This is a genomic window from Robertmurraya mangrovi, assembly GCF_034427655.1.
Taxonomy (GTDB): domain Bacteria; phylum Bacillota; class Bacilli; order Bacillales; family Cytobacillaceae; genus Robertmurraya_A; species Robertmurraya_A mangrovi.
In genome coordinates this window covers 52,969-78,505 of record NZ_JAXOFX010000003.1, presented here as the reverse complement: position 1 = coordinate 78,505, position 25,537 = coordinate 52,969, and the positions used below count along the sequence as shown (strand labels likewise).

Sequence of the window (25,537 nt, the reverse complement as noted above, 5' to 3'; positions counted from 1 at the left end):
ATTTTTTAATTCACATCAACTCGATTAAAATAAAAAATCGTACACACCCACCCAACAACTGAAATCACACCAATAATCATATAAGAGTACATGGCCGGATAGGTTGATAACATAGAATTGGTAGCGATATCACCAGCTGCTGCCCATGGAAAAAGATCTCGATGCTCGGAATTACTAGCCATAACATTCATCAACGTTATGACAATCGTACAAATAATAGTTGGAACATAATTTTTTAACCATAAAGTAATAAAAATAATCGGTGAGGAGAGAACAAACAGTAATGCTCCACCTAATAAGAACTGTCTAAAGGAATGAATAACAAGGGAAGCACTTAGCCCTTCAAACTGAAAAAGCACTCCTAACCCTAAAGTTATACTCCATGTAAACATCGTGAGGAGCATAATCCACAGAAATAATAAAATACTCTTACATATAATTAAGCTAAAACGTGGCACCGGAATCGTTAATAAGTTTTTTAACGTATCCTCTAAGTACTCACGAATGAATAAGTAAGCTGTTACAACCCCGTAAAGAGGTACTCCTATAATGATTACCGTATAAAGATTCCCTTGAAAAAATAATTCTTCAAAAAGAATAGGTTCTGCGTTTGTCTTCGTCTTCAGATGCAAAAAGGAAGCAACGACAATTAAAATGGGTGCAACAGAAGCTCCCAAAATACTAATAAAGAACATTTTTGAACGTTTTAATTTTAGTAGTTCCGTATAAAGTAGATTAACCAATCGTTCCACCCCCTACGAGAGAAGTGAAATAGTCTTCTAAACGGTCCTCACTTAAATACATCTTTGACACATCCACGTCATGCTGTACAAATAAGCGATTAATTTTGGCTTGCTCGCCAATATGAGAATACACTCGGATGATTTTGTCTTCCCGGACTTCATAATTAAAAATATCGAAATGCTTTTCTAATAACATAGCAGCTTTATTTTCATTACTGACTTGGAACTCCACATACCTCTTATTTTTCAACTTAAGGGTATGATAAGAAACCTCTTCTAGTAATCTACCTTCATGAATAAACCCTAAATGATCCACTAGCTGCTCAACCTCAGATAAAATATGACTGGAGATAAATATGGTAATGTTTCTTTCCGTTGCTAGGTTTTTAATCAATTTTCTCATTTCTTTAATTCCAATGGGATCCAAACCGTTCGTTGGTTCATCTAAGATTAATAGTTCCGGATAGTGGAGTAAGGCTCTTGCAATTCCAAGCCTTTGTTTCATGCCTAAAGAATAATTTCCAACGAGCTTTTTCGTTTCGTGCTCAAGACCAACTAATTCCAATGCCTCGTCTAAAGCTTGCTTCTTTTTTACACCCATGATTTTTGCATTTATCATTAAGTTCTCTTTTCCCGTTAAATTCTCATAGAATCCCGGTATCTCAACAATAGATCCAATTCTTCTTAAAATTTCCTTTTGATTTGTAAAAAAATTCTCCCCAAAAATTTCAATTTCACCAAAAGTAGGTTTAACCAACCCGAGTAACATACGAATCGTAGTCGTTTTCCCTGCTCCGTTCCGTCCTAGAAACCCATAAATATCCCCTTGTTTAACATTGAGGTTCACTTGATCAACTGACGTTTGATTCCCGTATACCTTTGTTAAATTTGTTGTTTTTAAAATGACACTCAAACTAACTACCTTCTTTCCTTTAGCTTACATAAAATCTTAAGCTTAAGGTCTTAACTGCGGCTAAACGATTTATTAATTGTTTCTTAATTTTGGAATAGAAAAGCTGAAGGTTGTTTTTTTCCACGGAATGCTTTCTACCCAAATTTCCCCACCATTTTTGAGAAGTAAAGCCTTTGTAATGGCTAGACCTAACCCGCTTCCGCCTGTAAAAGTTCTCGACTGATCGTTACGATACATTCTTTCGAACACTTTTTCATAATCTTCTTTTTCTATGCCGGGGCCTTTATCCCATATATGAAGAATAAACTCTTCATTTGTTTCACTCATTTCTATTCCTAAAAACTCTCCTTCTTTCCCGTGCAAGAGGACGTTCTTAATCAAGTTACTAATCACTCGGGACAGACTAAGTTTGTCTGCAAACACATAGCAACTTTTCTCTGGTATTTTCAACTCCAATTGAAATTTATTTCTTTGAAGCTCTGGTAAAAAATCAATTACTAGTTCTCTAGTCCATTCTGCTAAATCCATTCTTTCAAAGTTCATAGGAACTTCATCAGCATCAATTTTCGCCATCTGAAAAATTTGGTCAATGAGTTCTTTTAAATGGTAGGATTTTTTTGAGATGATATTTACATACTCTTGGCGCTCATCCTCTGTAACCACAGTCTCGTCCGATAACGCATCAACATACCCAATGATGGATGTAAGTGGAGTCCGAATATCATGGGAGATACTAGACAAAAGACGTTTACGTGCCTCCTGTGCTTGAATATTCTCGATTTGAACTATCTCTAGTTTTTCGATCAGTTCATTTATCGAAAATATCAGCTCATTTGTTAATGTATCTTGATTAGCAAACAATCTCGTCTTCACATTCCCTTTAATCGCTCTTTGCAGCTCCCTATTTAGGATTGCTAGCTTTTTTCTAGATTTAACTCTACTGACAAAAATAATCACTGTACTTAGGAAAAACAAAATCAGTAAACTCATTAGAGGAAATGATTCTTGAACAAATGCTAAAACAATAAGCACTGAACATATCGTTAAATGAAACATGAAAAGCCAGGAAATAACATCATGATTCATGAATATCACCAGTAAACTTATACCCAATCCCCCATACAGTCTGAATTACTTTTGGATTAGAAGGATCTTCTTCTATTTTCATACGAAGCTTTCGAATATGTACCATAACCGTGTTATCATCCTCAATATAGTTACTATCCCATACATTTCGAAAAATCTGTGTTTTTGTAAACACTTGCTGTGGATGGGTGGCAAAAAATTTAAGCAATTCAAACTCTTTACCGGTTAAAGTAACTTCCTCTCCCTTAACTAGAACCTGTATTTTTTTCATATCAATTTTGATATGGTTGAATGTTAATACAGATTCCTCTTGACCATGCCCGTCACTGCCTAACACGATAAATCTACGCAGACAAGCTTTCACTCTAGCAACCACTTCATGAATACTAAAAGGCTTTGTGATATAATCATCGGCCCCTATACTCAAACCTAGAATCTTATCAATCTCATCATCTTTAGCTGTCAGCATCATAATGGGGATATTGGACTTCTCCCTAATCTTTCGACAAACTTCAATTCCATCAATGGAGGGCATCATTAAATCTAGTAAAACTAACTGATATCTATTCTGGTTATATAGCTTGAGTGCTTCGGCTCCATCTATAGCTTCATCAATCTTATAATGTTCTCTTTCTAAATACTTTTTCAATAGACCTCTAATCTCTTCCTCGTCATCGGCGATTAAAATTCTAATTTCCTCCATGTACGCACAACTCTTTTCATTTGAAATTAGGTTAATCATATTTTAGCACTTTTAACATTATTATCCACTAGTCTACTAAATTCTGTGTAACTACAAAGCATAGAAAAAGAGGCATTTAGCAGTAAAATCCCTCGACTTTTAACTACTAAAATACCCCTAATAATTATTTTTCTATTCTATTCCTTTAATTACCTCAAGGGCTTTTTCAATATAAACATCTTTCCCCGCTTTTATCTCATCCAATCTTAAGATTACTGGTACGTTCGGTTCTATTCCAACAATATGTGCAGGAGAACCATCCTGTTTCTGTACCACCATTCCAGTAAAGTTTAAGGTTGCCCCTCCTACAAGTGATGATGAATTTACAAGACCATTAGCACCGGCTGTTTGCCTACCAACAACCTGACCTAATTTATTTGCTGTAACAAAATGTAAATAAGATTCACCATCACCAATCGTTTCTTCCGAAGCTAGGAAAACCCACTTTCCACTTAATGTAGGAGCCTTAGGTTTGAATGACCATTGTTTATCAACATCTTTGTTGAACCAAATCGCATTATGATAATCAGGATAAACAATTTGTGGGATTCGATAATTCCCCCCTCTACTTTTTTCCTTAATTAAATGCGATAATAATTTTTTCGTAGATAAATCAGGTATTCCTCTAATATCAAATACAATTCCTTTTGCATTCGCTAGTTTAGGAATTAATGGCTTTATATCATCCATTTTCGTTCCTACTAGATTTACATAGTAAATCCCGTTTTCTAGTTCTTTTACCGTTTCAACTCTACCGTAAGTATCTAAAGCTTCAAAGTTCTGATCCTGTTCTAGTTTTACGAATTCCTCTTTACCATCTCTTACAAACTTAAAAGAGCTACTTTCTCCCCGACGTCCGGTCGTTACAAGAGTTAAGGCTTTATTAACTTTCCATTGTGTTGAACCAGAAATTAATTTACCTTCTTCTTTTAGTACATCTATTATAGGAGTATTATCTTTCTCAAGAATCATATCACCTTTCTTAATTGGTGAATCTGGATGTGCATTTACGACTACAACATTGCCTTCCACTAATTTAATTCTGAAAGGCAACTGGACATACCTACCTCCACCACGATTTCCAATCAACTCCGCTTGACCATCTTCAAGAACCGTAATCATTGTATTAATCCCTGTTAGAAACTCTTTTTCATTCTTTGCACGCAATGCACTCTTAATTGCTGGTTTTAATTCTTTACTCCACCCTTCACGATCTTTTAAATATGGATAAAAGTGTTGAAGCTTATTCCAAGCGATAATTGTGTTTGCTAGATAAGTTTCAGTTTGTTCTAAGGTCATTTTATCTAATGAAATCGTTCCTAACTCTTTATATAAATCAGATAGCTGTTTCCATGAAGGATCTGTCATCCCTACGGTTGATTGTTCTTTTTCACTATAAAGAGTAAGCGGAATGTAACTAATAATGTCCTCACTTATTTTCACTTCTAGAACTTCATCTTTTTTTGGTAAATGCTCATGAATTAATTTTGATTGATCCTTCATTTTAAAATCGGTCGTAGTCCATACACTTCTAAACAAAGGTTTTTCTTTTGGCTCGTCTTCCTCTCTTTGATTAAACATGGCCATTATATCTCTATCAGGACCTACCCCTTCATGTTGAATAAATGCCACTCTTAAGTCTGCATTATTCTGTACATCAGAATTTACTGGGATATCGCTTTGTTCTCCCGGCTTTAAAAATTGAACGGTAGGAGCAACCGGATAAAACAATTCCTCTAACTTTTTTCGTAGCTGCTTCTCATTGCCTGCATCTTGTACATGCTTAATTCCGTAAACAGCAAATCGATTCCAATCTAAAAAGTACCCTTCTCCACTTGGGTGAAAATATCTGATATATCCGTATGCCTTAGCAAATGCCGCGAGATTATCAATCACACGTTCTTCATCTGCTATTGCTGCCACATGAACGCTTTCATCCTTAAAAATAATGTTCTTTTCATTCAAAAAGAATAATAAAGCTACGATAACCGCTAATGAGAATCCTGCTCCTGTCATTACTTTTTTAGGTGTAAACCATTTAGTTAATTCTAATATAAGAGTAATCTTCTCTTCTACTAAACTACTTGTTACTTTGTGCGGTTTACTATCAAATAAGCGTTTTAATCCCTCTCCTAAGAAATTAAAGGCAAGAATCGTAATTGCGATACTTAAAGTGACGAAGAAAGGAATCCAAATCGCTCCTCGAATATCGTTTAAAGCATTCCCTAATAAAACCGCCCAATTTAACGAAGTGTTTATAAATTTATAACCCTCTGTTTCTGTGAGAATTAATGTTTGTGATAAGAATACAGAAATAAATCCTAACTGCGCTAGTAAGAATAATGATCTTCCTAAATCATTTGTTAAAAATATAATCGTCTGTTTTTTTAATAGTGGAAAGTAATAATTCTTTAGCAATCTTATTTTCGTTGCCCCTGAAGCAATTCCAGCTTTTACATACTCGAGTTGTCCAATTCTTTCAAATTCTTCCCGATAAATTTGTCCGATTCTACCCACTTCTACTATTGCCATGAGAAGAACAATCCAATAAATTCGACTTTCTGTATGGGCAAAGAATGGTATTGCCATGACTAGCATCACTAAAATGATGACAGGGAAGAATGAAAACATCATTTGTAAAACATGTAAAATACTAGTCGAAAACCAATTTCCCCTTGAAGCAAAGAAGCCTAAAGGAATCCCTATCATAAATCGAACCAAGGAAATAATCGTGATGATTAAGAGTGTCTCCTTCGCACCAAGTATGATTAAACTAAATAAATCCCGCCCAAGTTTATCCGTACCAAGCCAGTAATCACTTGATGGCTCTAGTGGAGGAACTACTAATTTTCCATCCTCATTTTTAGTAAACATGAATGGCTCTAACTCCGTATCAACTACAGACCATTTTGGACCTGCAACAGCAGTGTACAAAATTCCCAAAATAAGGATTAAACTAAAAACAAATAGAGGGTTCTTCTTTAAAACTAAGAGGCCATTAATGAGTTTGGTCATAAACCAAACCACAAATCTCCTTACATATTTCCCTAGCTTCTTTGCTTTCATTGGTCGAAGCGCTTGACTGGACTCAACAGATAAAGGCACTAAAAAATGTTTAAATAGATCACTTAGCAGCATGGCAAGGAACATCACTAAAAAAAATGGATAAAGCAAGGCAACAAACATATAAACCTGGCCCTCTTGTGCTGCCTTTAATATTCGATAACCCATCCCTTGGTAAAATGCTAGTAACTCGATAATGGGTAGACTAGTTAATATGTACAATGTAATCGTTCTTATGTTGGTTATTACCCGTGCCCATGTGTTCCAAAGCATATGGGTGTATAAAATATATGTATCAGACTTACCCTTTGCTCGAACTGTACTGATATAATCTTTCTTCGATTCATCCTCAAGGGTCGAAAATGTAATACGATAAATGTAGAAAATGGGATAAAGACTCAAACTCATGACTGGTAAAAATGAATTATACCAATGTTCATGACCAAATAAATCAAGATTCAATATTCCATGGCTATAAATTAATAGACCACCATATTGAATTAAAATAAAGGCAAAGAAATCAGGCAGAGAGCTAAACGTTAAATGAATACCGTAAATACTTCTACCGATGAAGCTATTCCTAAATTGAAAATGAATTAATCCTAGTAAAACTCCCACACCCAAGCTCACAAAAAAAGCTGGAATGAAGATTTTTAAACTTCTAAAAAATAAGGTAGTTGCTTCATCTACATAATAAGTATTCCTCTCTGTTTTCCCTAGTCCTTCACCTGTAACAATGTTGGTTATAATATCTTTAGTAGACTCAATGTTGTACTCTAAATCAAAAGGTTGTGGTGCAGGCCCAATCCCTTTTGGAATGACACCAACAAAAATTAATAAAACGCCTAACCCTGCTAGTAATACAATGTTTCGGATTTGCTTCAAAAAAATACCCAAATTGACCGCCCCTTTTTGGACCGTTTCTTTTTTTTGGTCCGTCTTTTCCTTCCCCTTTGTAAAATAGTTTCTTTTAAATTCCATTATATCGTTTGTAATATTTGGAAGACAATGTTTTATTAAAAAATTTAGAATTATTAGAATAGAACTTCAATCACAAAAATAGACCATCACAGCTTCATAAGCTGAATGATGGTCTGTTGTTACTATCACACTATTTTACAAGTTCTTCAAAGGCTGTCTCAATAAACGAATCATTTCCTGCACGAATATCCTCCATTGATTGTAAAACCGGTATTATTGGATCCAGTCCTCTTATTTGATAAGTCTCACCGTCTTTTCTGTTTACAATCATACCAGTCATATTCATAACCGCATCTTTTGCTAATGGAGTGGAGTTCACAAGCCCTATTGCACCCGCTGTTTTCCTACCTACTACTTTTCCTATTTTATTCTCGGTTACGAATTGTAAATAAGCTTCACCATCACCAATGGTTTCTTCTGATGCGAGGAATACAACATTCCCTTTAAACCTAGGTTTTTCTGGTTTAATGGTCCAATCCTTCTCTACCTCTTTATTAAACCATGTAACACTACTGTAGTCAGGATAAATAATTTTTGGTATATGGAATGTTCCAGATTTACTACGTTTTTTAATTAAGTGAGATAGCATCGTTCTCATTGATGGATCAGGAACTCCCCTTACATCAAAAATGACCCCATCTGCTTTAGCTAATTGATCTATAAATGGTCTCACATCATCCATCTTTGTTCCCACTAAATTCACGTAATAAATATTGTTATCCAATTCCTTAACTACTTCTTTTCTATTATAAGGATCTATTTCATCATAACTTCTATCAAAGGTTAAAGTAATGGGGCTTTCTTTCCCCTCGTGCTCATATTTGAAAGTAACTTCTTCCCCTTCTTTTCCTGTTATGAATAACCTAGAAGCCTTATTCACCTTCCATTGTGTTGAACCAGATACAAGACTTGCTGTTTTACTAAGGGCCTCCAAAGCAACTTTACCATTCTTCTCTTTGATAACATCCCCTATTTTTATTGGAGAATCCTCTGCAGCAGCTGTAACGACTACTTCACCTTCAATTACTTTTACTCTAAAAGGTAAATAAATATCCTGGACCGTAGTAGAAAGGATTTCAGCTTGCCCATCTTTAAGAGGAAGCAACATTTTTTGATACGTTTTGTAAAATTCAGCCTCATTTTTAGCATGTAAAGACCTTTGAATGGCTGTTCTTAATACTTGATTCCAAGCTTTTTTATCTTCTATATATGGATAAAAATGTTGAATCTTATTCCAGCCGATAATGGTATTTGCTACATATGTAGCATTTTCTCCCAATACACTATCAGATAACTCCTCTAGGTAAGAATTTAGTTCCTCCCCTTTTTCAATCCCCTCTTCTTCATAAAGAGTTAACGGGATATACCCCTTAATACTTTTTGTAATATACACTTCAGCAATCTCATCCTTCTCAGGCAACTGCTCAAATAACAACAAAGATTGATCCGTCATATCTAGATTGGTAGAAACCTTTTTACTAATAAATAAAGACTTTTCTTCTTTTTTATCAGAAATATTATCAATCGTTGGTCCGGAACCTTGATGTTGATAACTCACAATCCTTCCCTTTGGATTTTGTTCTGAAGTGTTTAAATCTACTTTTTCCTGTTCTTCTCCTAGTATGCCAAATTGAACAGTTGGAGCAATTGGTTTAAAAAGTTCCCCAAGTTTTTCTTTTAACTGCTCATCATCTTCAGCACTTACTATATGCTTCGAACCGTATATCGCAAATCGATTCCAATCAAACTGAGTACTTCCCTCACTAGGATGAAAATATCGAATATACCCATAAGCCTTTGCAAATGCCGTAAGATTCTCAACGGACCGCTCTTCATTTTCTAAAGCATATACTTGGAGGCTTACAGTTTTTACATTTATCTTTTCAGGTGTTAAGAATATAAATCCTGCAATTAGTATGGATAGGGTGATTCCCGCACCAGCCATAGCCTTTTTAGGAGGAACCTCTTTTAATGCTTTTATTACACTAGTTACCCTTTCATCCACAACAGCAGAGTTCACTTTTAATGTTTTAGTATTAAAGTATTTCTTTAATCCTTCCCCTAAAAAATTGAATGTTAATATGGTTATAGCAATAAAAAGGGTAACGAAAAATGGAATCCAGATGCTCGCTCTAATATCATGTAAGGCCGTTGATAACAATACCGGCCAGTTTAACGAAGTATTTTTAAATAACCTTTGTCCTGTCTCACTAAGATATCCGAAATGAGATAAGAATACAGAAACAAATCCGAGTTGTGAGAGAAGGAATAATGACCTTCCTAAATCGTTTGTAACAAAGATAATGGATTGCTTATTCAATAAAGGAAAATAGTAATTTCTTAAAAGTCCCATTTTTGTTGCTCCAGCAGCAATTCCGGCCTTTACGTATTCTAATTGTCCAATTCGTTCAAATTCTTCTCGATAGATTTGACCAATCCTTCCCACCTCAACAATGGCTAAAAGAAGAACCATATAATATTTTCTGTCCTGGCTGTGTAGTAAGTATGGAATGGCCATGATTAACATAATTAAAATCAAAACCGGGAAATAAGAAAAAAGGGTTTGTAATAACCGCAAAATTGAAGCAGAAATGATGTTTCCTCTTGAAGCAAAATAACCTAGTGGAACACCTAAAATGAAACGTAGAAGCGTGATAATACTTACGACGATTAATGTTTCTTTCGTACTTAAAATAATTAAGCTAAATAGGTCCTTTCCTACCTTATCTGTTCCAAACCAAAATTCACTAGACGGGGGGATAGGTGGAATAATCCATTTTCCCTCATCACTCTTACCAAATAAAAAAGGTGTTAATTCCTTATCAACAAATGACCAGCTTGGTCCTACAAAACCTAGAACAAATAAGCCTATCAAAGTAATAGAACTGAACACTAACAGTGGATACTGCTTCACAAACAAATAGACGTTTATGAATCTACTAATAAACCAAACTATGTAATCTTTAAACTTCATTAATTTTATCGTTTTTATTAAAATAGTAAATCTTTTGTAACGATAAGCTATTTCTTCTCCAAGTAATAAAAGCGGATAGATGATACTCTTAGGATTCAACCAATCAAAATAATCTTTAAACCTTATCATCTTTAATTGCTGAATAAAGATTTTAAGATTCCTAGATCTCATTGGTCTTAGAGCTTTGCTTGAGTCCTCTGAAACAGGCACTAGAATATGAGAGCTTATATCGCAAATCAGCATAACGACAAACATGATCAATAAATAGGGATAAATTAAAGCAATTGTCATCATAAGCTCATTGCTCTGTATGGACTTTAACAATTTATACCCCATACCTTGATAAAATCCAAGTAACTCAATAATCGGAAGACTTGTAAGAATATAAAGAGTAACCGTTTTTATATTCGTGATAATTCTTGCCCACGTGTTCCAAAGCATATGTGTGTAAAGGATATATGTATCAGACTTTCCCTTTGAACGAGCCGTAGTTACATAGTCCTTTTTTGATTCATCCTCAATGGTGGATGCTGTAATTCTGTATAGGTAGAAAATTGGATATAAACTTAATGATACCATGGGTAAAAGTGCATTATACCAATATTCATGCCCGAATAAATCCAGGTCTAAGATACCATGACTATAAACAAGTAATAAGGCATATTGAATAAGAATAAAGGCAAAAAAATCTGGAAGAGAAACAAATAATAAATGAACATTGTAGATCGCTTTTCCAATCATCTTTTTTCTGAACTGATAGCTTAAAATCCCAAGGAAAACACCCATTAAAATACTAAAGAAGAAAGCAGGGATAAGGATTTTTAAACTACGTATAAAAGCGGTATTGGCTTCATCCATATAATAAGTATTTCTTTCAGATATCCCCAGCCCATCCCCTGTCACGATATCCTTTACTACCATAGTGAAAATTTCCCAGATAAATGCTAAATCAAAAGTATTCATCGGTAGTTCAGGATTCTTGGGAATAACGGTAAGAAAAATTAATAAGGCTCCAATTCCAACTAATAATGCTACATTTCTTATTTGCTTATAAATAAAACTCAGATTGACCACCCCTTTTGAACCTATTCTATTTATACGGTTCTAATATAAAATTCCCCTTCTCTATTTGGTATATAATTACAGTATAACTTTTGTAATATTTGGAAAACAATACCATTTTCGAAAAATCAGCTTAGTTCTCACCTTAGTTTTTAACAAAGTCTGTACGGAGACCTAATCTATACTATAATTTTAGTAGTCTAATGAAATTCGGGAGGGACATCACTTTGAATTACACTACCATCATTGATCAAAATAGAGATATCATTTTACAAACTTATGAGGATTTACATCAATTAGCTGAACCAAGCTGGAAAGAGGAACAAACCTCTCTTTACCTGAGAAAACGTCTTCTAGAGGCTGGTCTTGAGGTCCGTACGTTTGAAGGTCATTTTGGGTTTATTGCTGAAATAAAAGGTGAATCTAATAAAGTAGTCGCACTTAGAGCAGATATGGATGCCTTAATGCAAGAAGTAGACGGAGTGGTAAAGGCCAATCATTCTTGTGGCCACGACGCCCACAGTACATTAGTGTTACATACTGCATTAACGTTAGCGAAACTAGAAAAACCGAAACATACATACCGATTTATTTTTCAACCGGCTGAGGAAAAGGCAGAAGGTGCACTGCAAATGATGAAAGAAGGTGCCCTTAATAATGTTAAGTTTCTGGGAGGTGTTCATTTACGACCAAAAATTGAGATTCCCTATGGAGTTGCATCTCCAGTTATCCTTCATGGCTCAACAGCTACATTAAGAGGGACCATTACCGGTACACCCGCACACGCTGCTCGCCCAGAAGAAGGGATCAACCCAATTGAAGTAGCATCCTTACTCATTCAAGCTGTTCAACAAGTTAGAGTAAGAAATAGCAAACGTTACTCGATCAAAATTACAGAACTCCACTCTGGTGAAGCATCGAACTTAATCCCGGAAACCGCTAGATTTACGTTTGACTTAAGAGCAGATTCAAATGAGGCGATGGATGAGTTAATTGGTAAAGGACAACATACGATTGAGTCTATTGCACAAGTAACAGGAGCTACCATTTCCTACAATCTAGGTGAGTTCTCCCCTGCTGCGATTGAAAATCAAGAAGCAATGAAACTAGCTCAAAAAGCAATTGTTGCTACACTTGGAGAAGAGAATTTTGTACCGACTCTTGTTTCACCAGGAGCAGAGGATTTCCATTTTTATACGTTGAAAAACCCAAACATAGTAGCTACACTAATTGGCCTAGGCTGTGACTTAACACCAGGATTACATCATCCAAAAATGACATTTAACAAGGAAGCATTAATCTACGGGACAAAGATTTTAACAAGTTTAATGCTAGAAGCAGATCAGAAAACGTGGAGTTAATTCAAAGGAGAGAACAGATGAGTATTGAAATAGAATCTGTTATTACTATTCGTACGATTACGGATATCAATGAACTTTCACTCGTTCGACAACTGGAGGGACTAGTCTGGAGTGAAGATGATACGGTTCCTGTGAGCCATATGGTCGCTGTTTTAAAAAATGGTGGTCTAGTACTAGGGGCATTTCACGAAGAAAAACTTATTGGCTTTCAATACAGTTTCCCTGGATTCGATGGAGAAAAAGTCTTTCTCTGCTCGCATAGTTTAGGCATTCACCCAGACTATCGAAAACTAGGGATGGGTATGAAGTTAAAAATGGCTCAGAAGGAATGGGCAGTTGAAAAAGGATACGAGCTCATTACATGGACATACGATCCCCTTGAAACCGTTAATGGAAATTTAAATCTACATAAACTCGGTGCGATATGCTCCACTTACATGGAGAACGTATATGGAGAAATGGCCGATAGCATGAACGTCGGATTACCTTCTGACCGTTTTCTCGTAGAGTGGTGGGTTAAGGACGTATGGCACAGAAATCAGATTGCTGTAGACCGTATTTCTTCAGCGATAAACGTCAGCGTACTAGATGGGGTGTTAGTTCCAGATAAAATGAATTTAGATATACTAGAAGATACCATCTTCATTCCGGTCCCTAGCAATTTTCAAGAAATTAAACAAAAAGATTTTGACTTAGCGGTGAGATGGCGGGAGTTCACGGGGAAAGTGTTTACTCATTACTTTAAAACTGGATGGATTGCTACTGATTTAGTTAAAATCAGTCAGCAGCAGTATTCCTATGTACTAGAAAGAAAATAAGAGCGGGGTTCGGTACCGACCTCCGAAAGTTAGAGTAAAAAACTAACTTTTGGGGTTAACTACCTTCCCGCTCTTATTTTGTTCTATCTAGTAACAACTTAAATCCTAAAAAAACCACTTCTGTATCAAATAAATAACTCCTACCAGGAGCCAGACAAATACCCCAGGTCATATCGGTGGAAGCCACTTCTTTTGGGGTACTTGATGATTCAATCCTCAAGTGCCAGTTCCACACTTTTTATGGTCAGCCATTCAATCACCCGTTTTTGTTAGATTATAGAATATCCATCCAAATCTTAATAGCCGTTGCTGAAATTAGGATGGCTAAAATAACTTGTAATACCTTCGTGTTCATTTTTTTCCCTGCCACCGCTCCAAGTGGTGCAGCAATTAAACTCGCTATAATCATGATAAATGCTGGGAAATAATCAATTTGTCCAGTCGTGATTTTCCCTACTGTAGCACCAATGGACGAGATGAATGTAATAGCTAGTGAAGAGGCAATCGTCATGCGTGTTGGAATTTTTAAAACAACAAGCATAATCGGTACAAGTAAAAATGCTCCTGCAGCACCCACGATTCCAGCTCCAGTCCCAACAACTAAGGCAAAGAATGCGGCTAACCATTTATTGAAGGTAACTTGATCAAGTGGAATATCATCTATGCCTTTTTTCGGAATAAACATCATCACCGCTGCAATCAATGCCAGTATACCATATATGAAGTTAATACCCTCTTCAGACATAAATTTAGATCCGTATCCACCAATAAAACTACCGATTAAAATACTAACCCCCATGTAGAGAATTAATGTTTTATTTAAGTATCCACCCTTTCGATAAGCCCAAACTCCACCGATAGTTGCAAAAAATACTTGGATTGCGCTAATGCCTGAAACTTCATGAGCAGTAAACGCAGCTATACCGAATAATGGTGGAATGTATAATAGCATCGGATACTTAATAATCGAACCGCCAATTCCGAGCATTCCCGAAATATAAGAACCAATAAACCCAATTAAAAAGATCGTAATAATATAGGTAAAATCCATTTCCAGGACCCCTTTCAGATAAAAGGGAACCAATTTGGTCCCCTGATGGATTAATTACTCGCCTTTTTTAATCCAAAATTTGAATACATCTTGGTCTTCTTCGTGTTTTAAAAGTTCAAGTCCACCAGACTTTGCCCAAGCAGTTAGGTCATTTTTAGCCCCTTTATCTGTTGTATGAATCTCTAACACTTGACCAGCCTCAAGATCGTTCATTGCTTTCTTCGTTTTCACGATTGGCATAGGACAAGCTAAACCTTTTGCATCTAATACTTTTGTTGCTTCCATTGTAATTCCTCCTAAATTGACATGATTATAGTTTAAAAATTAGGATTTTTGCGATTACTGGATTTTTTTTTGCGAAAATCTGATTTATTTTGCGATTTTTAAATTTATTTTGCGAAAAAAACCATAATTTTGCGAAAATCCATTTATTCTTGCGAAACTACATTTCTGGGGTGCAAAACTCCACCCCGACTATTAATTCTCCAAAGCCTTATCTTACTGCACAACGATTTGGTCCAATCTCCATTTCACGTTGTTGTTCTTCATCAGGAGTGATTTTCCCCATATTCGTTTGCCTAATCTCTTGATATGCGTTTGGTTGTGGTGGAAGATTCTCCGTTACAAGCTTTCTGAATTCATTCTCATCCTCAATGTTTAGACCATGGTTTTTAGCAAAAAGAGTACCTAATTTCTCTGCAACACTTCCGTCTTCATTCAACTCATCAATAATCATAAAGTGAGCCGGTAGAACAACTAAGTCCTCAGATAAATTTTTGTATCTAGTGTAAAGACTTTCTCTTAAATCAGCTACCCAATCCTCAGCCATACCAGCTAAGTCAGGACGTCCGATTGAATCAATGAATAAAATATCTCCTGAAAGCAAGTATTTGTCATCAACTACAAATGAAGTTGAACCGATTGTGTGACCAGGTGAATAAATGGCATGAATATCAATGCTTGTATTTCCAATTGCCACAACATTTCCACCTTCTAATGGCTCATAAGCAAATGTTACTTCTTCCGCATCTTTCGGAGGTAGCCAGTAAGTCGCACCCGTCGTTTCAGCAATCATTCGACCACCTGAAATGTGATCAGCATGTAAATGAGTATCAAAAACATGTGTAATCTTAGCACCAATTTTACTCGCAAAGTCTAAATACACCTTCGTCATACGAGTCGAATCGATAATCGCCGCTTCACCGTTTGATACGACCATATACGATAAACAACCTTTACCAATACGAACAAATTGATAGATCTCTCCGCCATCTTTTAAATCGCCCACTTTAACAGGCTCTAAATGTTCACTCCATGCTTTCATTCCACCGGCTAGATATGAAACATTTAATCCTTCCTCTGACAACATTTCTGCCACCATAATCGAAGAACCTTCTTTTGCACATACCACTAACACTTCACGGTCGGTAGGAATTTGATTCATAATTCCTTCCACACCATCAAGCAAATCAAAATAAGGAATGTTTAAATAAGTGAAGTTCTCACCTTCAATTTTCCAATCGTTAAAATCCGTTTCGTTACGTACATCTAAAATAAATAAAGGTTCTTTATTAATCACCTTTTTGGTTACTGCGTTTGGATTCATGGCTTTAACAGTCATTTTTCTTACCCCCTATGGTATTTATATTCATAAAATTTTTTATCTAACATTCAACTTCCCAGTCCACTGACTCATACCTGGAACAACATTAAACGCTTTAAACCCTTTTTCCGCTAATTTTTGTGCAGCTAAATCACTTCGGTTTCCAGTACGGCAAACCACATAAACTTCCGTATCTTGACTCAACTCACCCATTCGCTCTTCCAATTCACCAAGTGGGATAGAAACAGCGTTTGGAATATGGCCAAATGCGTATTCTGCTGATTCACGCACATCAAGAATAACCAACTTATCTGATTGTAATTTACCTTCTAATTCACTGTTTTGAATGACATGAGGATGCTTTTTCTCAATCGTTTCATCACCAGATGATTTGCGTAAATAATGCTTTAAAACATCGCCTTCTTCAATCGTTCCTAAATATTGATGACCTGAACTTTTTGCCCAAGCCTGTAAATCTGCTTTTGACCCTTTATCAGTTGCTTGAACTTCTAACACTAATCCTGCACCTAAAACGTTCATCGCCTTTTTTGTTTTCACAATTGGCATCGGACATGCTAAACCTTTTGCATCAATCATCACATTTGCTTTAATATTTTCCATCATAAACCTCCAAATACCTAATAGGGTATATTTTATTTTAAAAAAATTTGCAAGAAGTGCTTAGTAAGCTAGAATCCTAGCTTACTCCACTTCGCCTTCCCAAGCTAACATGCCACCAGTCATATTAATGACATTGAACCCTTGGTTTTCAAGGAACTGACATGCACGGCCACTTCTACCACCTGAACGGCATACAACTACGTATTCAACTGACTTATCTAAGTCTTGTTTGCGAAATTCTACTAAACCTAATGGAATATTTACGGCACCAGGAATCTTACCTGCTTCCACTTCATCTACTTCTCGAACATCAATGATATTTAGTTTTTCACCGTTCTTTAATAACGTTTCAACCTCTTTTGGTGAAATTTCTCTCATGCTTCATTCCTCCTATAAATTAAGTTATTATACCCAGGCGCTCATGCCGCCTTTGACATTCGTCACTTGTTTAAAGCCTAATTTTTTCAACAATTTAGAAGCTTTATTACTACGCATCCCACTTTGACAAATCACGACTACTTCTTTTTCCTTCGAAAGTGTATTTGCTTGTTTAGAAAGCTCATGTAATGGAATGTTTTTAAACCCTTTAATATTTCGACCAGTAAACTCACCCACTGTTCTTACATCGATATATTGCTTAGTATGGTCATTTAAACTGTTCTTTAATTCTGATGTTGTAATCTGTTTAACGCCTTTAGTCGGCAAAATTTGACGAAGCATCAAATAAGCAAAGAGTCCAATTAATAGATAATTAACAATTTCCAATATTTAGCCCACCTTTGTAAAATCTAATAAACTACTAAATAAATAAGTTAACATTTCCTTCTTCAGCGTCAGCTAGGTAAGCTGCTACACCAGCAAATTCAACACCATCTAATAGTTCTTCGTGTTTTAATCCTAGTAAGTCAACTGTCATTTGGCATCCAACTAATTTGATATCTTGTTCTTTTGCCATCTCAATTAATTGAGGAAGTGGCATAGCATTATGTTTTTTCATAATGTCCTTAATCATTTTTTGACCAATACCACCCATATTCATTCTTGATAATCCCATTTTATCGGCGCCTCTTGGCATCATTTTTCCAAACATTTTTTCCATAAACGTTTTCTTCACTGGAACATGTTCATCTTTTCGTAAAGCATTTAAACCCCAGAACGTGTGGAAAATAGTTACTTCATGATCGTATGCTGCCGCACCATTCGCAATAATATAAGCAGCCATTGCTTTATCATAATCCCCACTAAATAAAACGATCGTTGTTCTTTTCTTTTCAGTCATTTGTCTTCCTCCTCAAAGTTGTATATTACCATTACCCCTACAGGTATATAAAATTCAAAAAAATTTAAGCTTTTTTTATCCAAAACTTAAATACATCTTGTTCTTCTTCATGATTTAATAGCTCGTGACCTCCAGATTTAGCCCATGCCGTTAAATCATTTTTAGCACCTTTATCTGTTGTATGAATTTCAAGTACTTGACCTGACTCTATTTCATTCATTGCTTTCTTAGTTTTAACGATCGGCATTGGACATGCTAAACCTTTTGCATCTAAAATTTTATCTGCTTTCATTTTGTATTCCTCCTAAAAATTTATTTACCGTTACCCCTATGGGTATATTAATATATAAAAAAACTTCTGTCAACACTAAAAGTTGAATTTGAAAAACGAACTTCCTTTGAGTCATTAACTACATCCTTCGTTCGTTTTTCACATCCCTCTCCTATCGACTTTTTACTAATAAATTAACAGCTTCCTTGATGATATCGTCCATTTTCTCGCCTTTCTTTTCAGCTTCAAGAACACACTCAACAAGGTTAGAACTAACAATCACTCCAACTGTACGATCAACTGCCGAACGCACTGCAGACAATTGTGTAATTACTTCTTTACAATCTTTATTTTCTTCCATCATTTTCAGAATGCCTCTTAGCTGGCCTTCCATTCGTTTCACTCTATTTTTAATTTGATCATTGTACTCCATAATAATCCTCCCCTCCGTAATATTTTTTATCGGAACAAGTACATTCTGTTAATGTATACCCCATCACGCTGAACCCTCTTTTTCTGAGAGAACGTATGCTAACATTTTTCTCAAGATGATCAGCTGCAACAATATATATTTTCTTATTATTTATTTCATTATAATATCTGTCTAAGTAAGCCACCGGGATATTTATCGCTCCAGGAATGTTACTATTACTGGATTCATTGTAGTCCCTTACATCTACAATCGTTATTATATCATGATTAAAAGATTGGATGCATGGAACACCTCTTACTGGAACATATCTCTTATAGAGCAGCCATACGACTATACTAACTAGAATGGTCAAAATCGCTATCATGTTAAACCTCCTGATGTCAGTCGATTTGTTATCGACTTGCTTATAATATACCTACATGGGTATAGTCGTCAACCATTTTAATCAATTTTTTTAATTTAGCTCTTTTCTAAAACATTACGAAAACAGCCTTTAATTTAAAAGCAGAAAGAAGGTGAATCAACGAATTGACACCTTCTCTTAAACCATTAAAATTCAACAATAATCCCATATATCGCCTGATGAACGTCAATGACCTGGGATACTAATTCATTCTCCATAAAGATTTGATGTAATCCATCAGATGGAATTCTTTCTTCAAGTGGTGGTCCGATTTCAGTTTCAATTGCCTCCCACTCAAGTACAAGCAATTTTGATCCACTTGTTAAAATTCGTTTGAATTCTGAGAGTACCTTCTTTAAATCAGATACCTCATGAAGTACAAATGCAACTACCGCTTTATCTATACTGTCATCAGGTAAATCAATGTTTTCTAAATTACTAACTGTATATTGAATGTTTGTAATCCCTTCATTATTAGCTCGTTCTTTAAGTAAATCTAACATTTGCGGTTCAATATCAACAGCATACACTGTACCTTGTGTTTCTTTTGCTATTGGTAAAGTCAAATATCCGTTTCCTGCTCCTAAGTCCGCGACCAAGTCTGACCCCTTTATATTTAAAAGTTCAATAACCGATTCGGGGGTAAACAGTTCTTTTCTTTTAGGATCAATTAACTTGTCTGCCTTCTCAGGTTTAAATCTGTGTCCAGTCACTTCTTATCACTCCTAATCCATTAATTTTCGAAGAGCTTGTTCTCTTTATTAATTTCAGATAAGGTCCGAACTCCTAATTTTCGTATAATCGGTAGAGGTGGACACCACCCTTGTATGGCGTGTCTTATCATATATATACTAGCAATTCCAGAAAGAAGCAGCCATACTCTTTTGCCTCTGAATTGTTCGGATAATAGTTCCATTTATTTCCTTACGAATTCTGTAAATTTTACTACTTCATTTTTTTTCTATATCGTTTAATATAGGGGTAGGGGTATTGGTACTCCAAAAAGTACTCCTTTAGTTTTAAGGTTTGTAAAAAAAGAAGCTTATTTTTTATCTAACCTTAAGTTTGCCTTTAAGTAACGATTAGAATGCATCAATTGATAAAATTCAATAAACTAACCTATATAAGGAGAGATTATGATGACAAAGAAAATTTTAATTATCGGTGGAGTTGCTGGTGGAGCTACAGCTGCTGCTAGACTGAGAAGAATCGACGAACACTCTAACATTATCTTATTTGAAAGAGGAGAACACATCTCTTTTGCTAACTGTGGACTTCCTTACTATATCGGAGAATCGATTAAACAACGTGAAAAATTACTCGTACAAACGGTCGAAGGTATGAGTAAACGATTTAATCTTGATATCCGTAACTTAAGTGAAGTAACAAGTATTAATCGTGAACAAAAGACTATTATGGTCAAGAATCTTAGAACAGAAGAGAGTTATGAAGAAAACTATGATGTACTCATCCTTTCACCTGGAGCCAAACCAATTGTTCCTAACATTCCAGGTTTAAGAGAGGCTAACCACATCTTTACTCTACGAAACATTCCTGATACGGACAGAATTAAAGGATTTGTTGATCAACAACAACCTAAAGAAGCGGTTGTAATTGGTGGTGGGTTTATCGGACTTGAAATGGCTGAGAACCTAGCTGAACGCGGAGTAAAAGTGACAATCGTTGAAATGGCTAACCAAGTGATGGCTCCACTTGATTATGAAATGGCATCTATCGTTCATAATCACTTAGTAGAAAAAGGTGCACAACTCATTTTAGAAGATGGAGTCCAATCATTTGAAGACCAAGGAAATACCGTTGTTTTAAATAGTGGAAAGAGAATTAACACTGATTTAATTATTCTTTCTATAGGTGTTACTCCTGAAAATAATTTGGCGAACAATGCAAGGCTTGCAGTAGGAGAACGTGGTGGAATTCAAGTAAATGAATTTATGCAAACAAGTGATGAAAACATTTATGCACTTGGCGACGCGATTGAAGTGAGAGACTATATCAATGGACATGCAACGATGATCCCGCTAGCTGGTCCTGCCAATCGACAAGGGCGAATCGTAGCAAACAATATTTATGGTAAAAAAGAGACGTATAAGGGTACACTCGGAACGTCTATTGCAAAAGTATTTGATTTAACTGTAGCTACAACAGGGAACAATGAAAAAGTGTTAAATAGGATTGGAACTCCTTACAAAGTTGTTCATATTCATCCGGCTTCACATGCTAGCTACTATCCAGGTGCACATCCTATCGCCCTTAAACTAATTTTCGACGAACAAACGGGTGCGATTTACGGGGCACAAGCTGTAGGTAAAGATGGTGTCGATAAACGTATTGATGTTATTGCAACGGCTATAAAAGGAAAATTAACGGTATTCGATTTAACAGAACTAGAATTATCTTATGCTCCGCCATTTTCATCAGCCAAGGATCCTGTCAATATGGCTGGATATGTTGCCTCAAATATGATTGATGCTAATATCCAAACGGTTCAATGGCATGAGATTGACCAAATTGTTCAAGATGGCGGGTTATTAATTGACGTACGTGAACCTAAAGAAAGAGACAATGGTTTTATTCCTGGCTCTATCAATATCCCACTAGATGAACTAAGAAACCGTCTAGATGAACTTCCAAAGGACCAACCCATTTACCTTTCTTGTCAAGTTGGTTTACGTGGATATTTAGGAACTCAAATCTTACTTGGCCATGGCTATAACGCTATTAATGTAGACGGTGGTTGGAAAACATATTCTTCTGTTTTTAAAGGGAATAAAGTTCACGCTGTTGGATGTAAAGGTTAAGAAAACATTTTGTTTAGAAAAGTCTAACAAAAAGACCCTGTAGCTATAATCTAGCCCAGGGCTTTTTTTGTGTTATATCAACTAACACTATACAACTCTCTACCAATTAAATTGGCTGACACAGGTTTTAAGCACAACTCTCTTGACCATACAGACAATTGCCCTACATGGTGAATTTCATGAGCTATTACATGTCGTAAAATTTCCCCTTTTGCATAGAACTTATCGCTCCACGAAACTTTCACTTTCTCTTCATCCATTTCTTCTAACCATGCTTGGAGAAAGGTTCTTATCTCTTTTTGTAATAGGTCTGAAATGGTTTTTACACTTTGAACGGTGTTAAATTCTGCAAAATCCAATTCAAAATCAGGTTTACCTTGTATCGCATTGATCCAACTATACTCAACATCCACTATGTGAAGTAAAGTGTGTAGTATATTACCTAATCCCCCACTACGCTGTAATAATAGCTCTTCTTGAGGGATTTGTTTACACCATTCGAACCATTCTTCTCTAACTTTCCAATTATACTCAAATAATTTTTGCATGCTGCTGACCGACCTCTATTAGTTTTATATTTAAGGCTTTTATTATAAAAATACTTATTTAAATGTTTCTTTCACTTCATCCTTTGGATCCCATATGGACCAAGTAGCTTCTAGTAAATTCCCTACATCATCTCTAAAATAAAAATATTTAGCTTCCTCATCTCCGAGTGTGGTTAATTCTCCCTCTATTTTAACCCCACTATTTTGCATCTGTTCATATGTATACTCAATATCTTCACAGTTAATGGCTGTAATAGGAAACGCTACTCCATTTCGGTTAATCTCAAGGGGAGTTAGTTCACTCGTTTCTATTAACAAAGTTGCTATTGCATTTTGATGAGGATAATGTAAAACGGCAAGATATGAACCCCGGTCCATAAATTTACTTACCAGCTTTAAACCTAAGTATTTCGTGTACCATTCAATTGATTGATCAATATTATTTGTAGGAATATAATTATGACCCACTCTTGTAAATAAAAAATTAGACAATTGCCATACCTCGCTTCCTATTTGTTACTAATTAGTTCTCCTTTAGCAACAAAAACCCTCCTACAAATGAACTAAATAATCAAATATTGATCTTACCTCTTATGTATTTTATAAAACCTTGTCTATGATCTTCCTTATCTAAGATTTTTCTTACATAATAAGGGTCGCTTAATAATCCACTTTCCTTATCTATTTCAATCCATTTTTTTATTTGTGGGTTTTCTAGCAACTCTCTGTACCATTCTCGCTCATTTAATTCATTCCACAAATCTTCTATATCAGGATCCTTTATTCGCAGGACGTATTTTCTGATCCCTTCAATAATTAATGCTCCAAACAGCAAGGTTAATAATAATATCAGCATCTACTTTTTACTCCTTGTACGATTCATACAAAGTAGTTTTCCCTTAATCCGCTAAAAACAAAAATCGCCCTGAAGGATTCAGGACGATTTTTTCAAATTATAGACCATATACCTTGCTATATTTTTCTTCTAAATAATCCACTAAGTATTGAGCATTTAACTCTTCGCCTGTAGCATTTACGATTAATTCATTTGGAGTAAGGAATTTCCCGTGTTGATGGATCTTATCTTTTAACCAGCCTTGAATTTTACCAAACTCACCTTTTTCAATCGTTTCATAAAAATCAGGAAGGTCCTGTTGAATTTTATTTAAAATTTGAGCTGCATACAGATTTCCTAAAGAGTATGACGGGAAGTAACCGAAGCCACCGAATGACCAATGGATATCCTGAAGTACCCCAACGCTATCTGTTTCAGGAGTAATACCTAAATAATCTTCCATCTTTTTGTTCCACACTTCTGGTAAATCTTTTACTTCAATCTCACCACCAATTAATGCTTTCTCAATTTCATAACGAACCATAATATGAAGGTTATATGTTAGCTCATCTGCCTCTACACGAATCAATGAAGGTTCAACAGCATTAACCGCACGATAGAAATCTTCTAACTTCACAGCATTTAATTGCTCAGGGAAGTAAGTTTGAAGGGTAGTATAGAAATATTTCCAGAAGCTTTCACTACGAGCCACCATGTTTTCTAAGAAACGTGATTGAGACTCGTGAACTCCGAAAGAAGAACCACTTTGAAGAACTGTTCCTTCATACTTCTCATCAATATTTTGCTCATAAATACCATGACCTGCCTCGTGAATCGTTCCAAAAATAGCGGATCTAACATTATCCTCTAAATAACGAGTGGTTAAACGAACATCACCAGTATTAATGGTTTGAGCAAATGGGTGAGCCGTTTCATCTAATCTTCCACCCTCTGTGTCAAAACCGATAATTGGTAGGATATATTTATTAAATTCACGTTGTTTTTCAACATTGTAATTTTGCTCAAAAATAGAAACAAGCGGCTGGTTAGGTGATGCTTGAATTCTCTTTAGTAAAGCCACACTTGACTCTCTTAATTTTGCAAATAACGGATCTAATTTTTCGACTGTTAATCCTGGTTCAAATTCATTTAATAATGCGTCATAGGGATGCTTTTCATAGCCATAAATTTCAGCCACTTTTCTTTTGAATTCAACAATCTTCTCAAGGAAAGGCTGATATGAGCCAAAGTCATTATTCGCTCTAGCTGCTTCCCAAACGTCATTCGCTTGAGCAGTTAGCACCGCATACTCCTTATAAAGATCAGTAGGTATTTTCTTTGAGCGATCGTAATTTTCTTTATGCTCACGAACTTGTGCTTTGCTAATATCATCTAACTGTGCAGCTGCTTCAGGTGTAGATAAAATGTCTAAAAGCCCTCCCATTTCACTAGAAACAGACAACTTGAAAATTTCAGTGCTTAAAGTACCTGATGCATTTGCAAATGTACTTCTTCCCTTTTTAGGTGCAATCACTTTTTGGTCCCAGCCAATAAGGGCTGCGATACTAGATAAATGAGTTATTTTCTCATCCAATTCCTTAAAGCTAGCTAAAGCTTTTTCAATTGATTGATCTACTGCTTGATTTGTCATATGTAAGCCCCCTGAATAGTCAAAAATAATTAAAACGACTATGTAGTTTGTTTTAATTTAACCACATTTTTTATTGAGTATCAATTTTTATTTTTCTGATTTTTTAATATTTTTGCAGGGAACTTTTACGAAGGACTTTAAGAATATGGACTTTAAGTAATCTGGTAGCCTTTGAGAGTTTAGCTAGTAAACCTTAAATAAAATTAAACGATTAAGTGGTACAGTAAAACTTAAACAAAATTGGTACTTTTACTATTACAGTTATACTTTTATGATTAAT

Annotated in this window: 24 protein-coding genes; 3 read left to right on the top strand and 21 right to left on the bottom strand. The window is 35.5% G+C overall.

From position 1 onward, the window contains the following. Positions 1-5 precede the first annotated feature (5 nt). The 6 genes from SM124_RS05925 to SM124_RS05900 all read right to left on the bottom strand — a co-directional run bounded on the left by SM124_RS05925 (position 6) and on the right by SM124_RS05900 (position 11,576). A complete protein-coding gene (locus SM124_RS05925) occupies positions 6-743 on the bottom strand; it encodes an ABC transporter permease (protein ID WP_322445583.1) in 738 nt (245 codons plus the stop codon). Beyond that, a complete protein-coding gene (locus tag SM124_RS05920; RefSeq protein WP_322445582.1) occupies positions 736-1,656 on the bottom strand; it encodes an ABC transporter ATP-binding protein in 921 nt (306 codons plus the stop codon). The genes SM124_RS05925 and SM124_RS05920 overlap by 8 nt, the downstream gene beginning before the upstream one ends. 72 nt (positions 1,657-1,728) lie before the next feature. Continuing rightward, positions 1,729-2,742: a sensor histidine kinase gene (locus SM124_RS05915; protein ID WP_407691378.1), complete on the bottom strand. Its 1,014-nt coding sequence runs from the start codon at positions 2,740-2,742 to the stop codon at positions 1,729-1,731. Then, a complete protein-coding gene (locus tag SM124_RS05910) occupies positions 2,732-3,445 on the bottom strand; it encodes a response regulator transcription factor (RefSeq protein WP_322445581.1) in 714 nt (237 codons plus the stop codon). Before SM124_RS05910 ends, SM124_RS05915 begins: the two co-directional genes overlap by 11 nt. Positions 3,446-3,616: 171 nt before the next feature. Further along, the gene (locus SM124_RS05905; RefSeq protein ID WP_322445580.1) at positions 3,617-7,444 is read right to left on the bottom strand and encodes an ABC transporter permease subunit; all 3,828 of its coding nucleotides are present in this window, start codon (positions 7,442-7,444) and stop codon (positions 3,617-3,619) included. Positions 7,445-7,658: 214 nt separating this feature from the next. After that, on the bottom strand, positions 7,659-11,576 hold the full coding sequence (locus tag SM124_RS05900; RefSeq protein WP_322445579.1) for an ABC transporter permease subunit: 3,918 nt from the start codon (positions 11,574-11,576) through the stop codon (positions 7,659-7,661). A 215-nt stretch (positions 11,577-11,791) separates the two neighbouring features. Here SM124_RS05900 and SM124_RS05895 point away from each other — a divergent pair, with 215 nt between their 5' ends. Further along, positions 11,792-12,925, top strand: coding sequence for an amidohydrolase (locus SM124_RS05895; RefSeq protein ID WP_322445578.1), 1,134 nt, complete (start codon positions 11,792-11,794; stop codon positions 12,923-12,925). A 17-nt stretch (positions 12,926-12,942) separates the two neighbouring features. Continuing rightward, positions 12,943-13,743, top strand: a complete 801-nt coding sequence (locus tag SM124_RS05890; protein WP_322445577.1) for a GNAT family N-acetyltransferase — start codon at positions 12,943-12,945, stop codon at positions 13,741-13,743. Positions 13,744-14,017: 274 nt separating this feature from the next. Here the strand turns inward: SM124_RS05890 and SM124_RS05885 are convergent, their stop codons facing one another. The 11 genes from SM124_RS05885 to SM124_RS05835 form a co-directional block, all read right to left on the bottom strand. Continuing rightward, positions 14,018-14,794 carry a sulfite exporter TauE/SafE family protein gene (locus SM124_RS05885; protein WP_322445576.1) on the bottom strand — a complete coding sequence of 259 codons (777 nt, stop codon included), beginning with the start codon at positions 14,792-14,794 and terminating at the stop codon, positions 14,018-14,020. A gap of 54 nt (positions 14,795-14,848) precedes the next feature. Continuing rightward, complete coding sequence (locus tag SM124_RS05880; RefSeq protein ID WP_322445575.1) at positions 14,849-15,079, bottom strand: sulfurtransferase TusA family protein; 231 nt, start codon at positions 15,077-15,079, stop codon at positions 14,849-14,851. A 208-nt stretch (positions 15,080-15,287) separates the two neighbouring features. Beyond that, positions 15,288-16,415, bottom strand: coding sequence for an MBL fold metallo-hydrolase (locus tag SM124_RS05875; protein ID WP_322445574.1), 1,128 nt, complete (start codon positions 16,413-16,415; stop codon positions 15,288-15,290). Between the two features lie 39 nt (positions 16,416-16,454). Then, the gene (locus tag SM124_RS05870; RefSeq protein WP_322445573.1) at positions 16,455-17,018 is read right to left on the bottom strand and encodes a sulfurtransferase TusA family protein; all 564 of its coding nucleotides are present in this window, start codon (positions 17,016-17,018) and stop codon (positions 16,455-16,457) included. An 81-nt stretch (positions 17,019-17,099) separates the two neighbouring features. Next, positions 17,100-17,396 (bottom strand): rhodanese-like domain-containing protein, encoded by a 297-nt coding sequence (locus SM124_RS05865; RefSeq protein ID WP_322445572.1) that lies wholly within the window; start codon positions 17,394-17,396, stop codon positions 17,100-17,102. A gap of 27 nt (positions 17,397-17,423) precedes the next feature. Then, positions 17,424-17,783, bottom strand: a complete 360-nt coding sequence (locus SM124_RS05860; protein WP_322445571.1) for a rhodanese-like domain-containing protein — start codon at positions 17,781-17,783, stop codon at positions 17,424-17,426. A 34-nt stretch (positions 17,784-17,817) separates the two neighbouring features. Beyond that, positions 17,818-18,297: a DsrE/DsrF/DrsH-like family protein gene (locus SM124_RS05855; RefSeq protein ID WP_322445570.1), complete on the bottom strand. Its 480-nt coding sequence runs from the start codon at positions 18,295-18,297 to the stop codon at positions 17,818-17,820. A 64-nt stretch (positions 18,298-18,361) separates the two neighbouring features. Continuing rightward, positions 18,362-18,589, bottom strand: a complete 228-nt coding sequence (locus SM124_RS05850; RefSeq protein WP_322445569.1) for a sulfurtransferase TusA family protein — start codon at positions 18,587-18,589, stop codon at positions 18,362-18,364. A gap of 151 nt (positions 18,590-18,740) precedes the next feature. After that, a complete protein-coding gene (locus tag SM124_RS05845; RefSeq protein WP_322445568.1) occupies positions 18,741-19,001 on the bottom strand; it encodes a metal-sensitive transcriptional regulator in 261 nt (86 codons plus the stop codon). Next, entirely contained in the window at positions 18,988-19,365 is a 378-nt protein-coding gene (locus tag SM124_RS05840) for a rhodanese-like domain-containing protein (RefSeq protein WP_322445567.1), read from the bottom strand. Before SM124_RS05840 ends, SM124_RS05845 begins: the two co-directional genes overlap by 14 nt. 185 nt (positions 19,366-19,550) lie before the next feature. Then, entirely contained in the window at positions 19,551-20,117 is a 567-nt protein-coding gene (locus SM124_RS05835; protein WP_322445566.1) for a class I SAM-dependent methyltransferase, read from the bottom strand. A 426-nt stretch (positions 20,118-20,543) separates the two neighbouring features. Here SM124_RS05835 and SM124_RS05830 point away from each other — a divergent pair, with 426 nt between their 5' ends. Then, positions 20,544-22,223 carry a CoA-disulfide reductase gene (locus SM124_RS05830; protein WP_322445930.1) on the top strand — a complete coding sequence of 560 codons (1,680 nt, stop codon included), beginning with the start codon at positions 20,544-20,546 and terminating at the stop codon, positions 22,221-22,223. Between the two features lie 77 nt (positions 22,224-22,300). On the opposite strand, the gene SM124_RS05825 is transcribed toward SM124_RS05830, so the two are convergent. The 4 genes from SM124_RS05825 to SM124_RS05810 form a co-directional block, all read right to left on the bottom strand. After that, complete coding sequence (locus SM124_RS05825; RefSeq protein ID WP_322445565.1) at positions 22,301-22,771, bottom strand: DinB family protein; 471 nt, start codon at positions 22,769-22,771, stop codon at positions 22,301-22,303. A gap of 54 nt (positions 22,772-22,825) precedes the next feature. After that, positions 22,826-23,263, bottom strand: a complete 438-nt coding sequence (locus SM124_RS05820; RefSeq protein ID WP_322445564.1) for a VOC family protein — start codon at positions 23,261-23,263, stop codon at positions 22,826-22,828. A 79-nt stretch (positions 23,264-23,342) separates the two neighbouring features. Beyond that, positions 23,343-23,627, bottom strand: coding sequence for a hypothetical protein (locus tag SM124_RS05815; protein WP_322445563.1), 285 nt, complete (start codon positions 23,625-23,627; stop codon positions 23,343-23,345). 97 nt (positions 23,628-23,724) lie between these two features. After that, a complete protein-coding gene (locus SM124_RS05810) occupies positions 23,725-25,257 on the bottom strand; it encodes a carboxypeptidase M32 (protein ID WP_322445562.1) in 1,533 nt (510 codons plus the stop codon). Positions 25,258-25,537 lie beyond the last annotated feature (280 nt).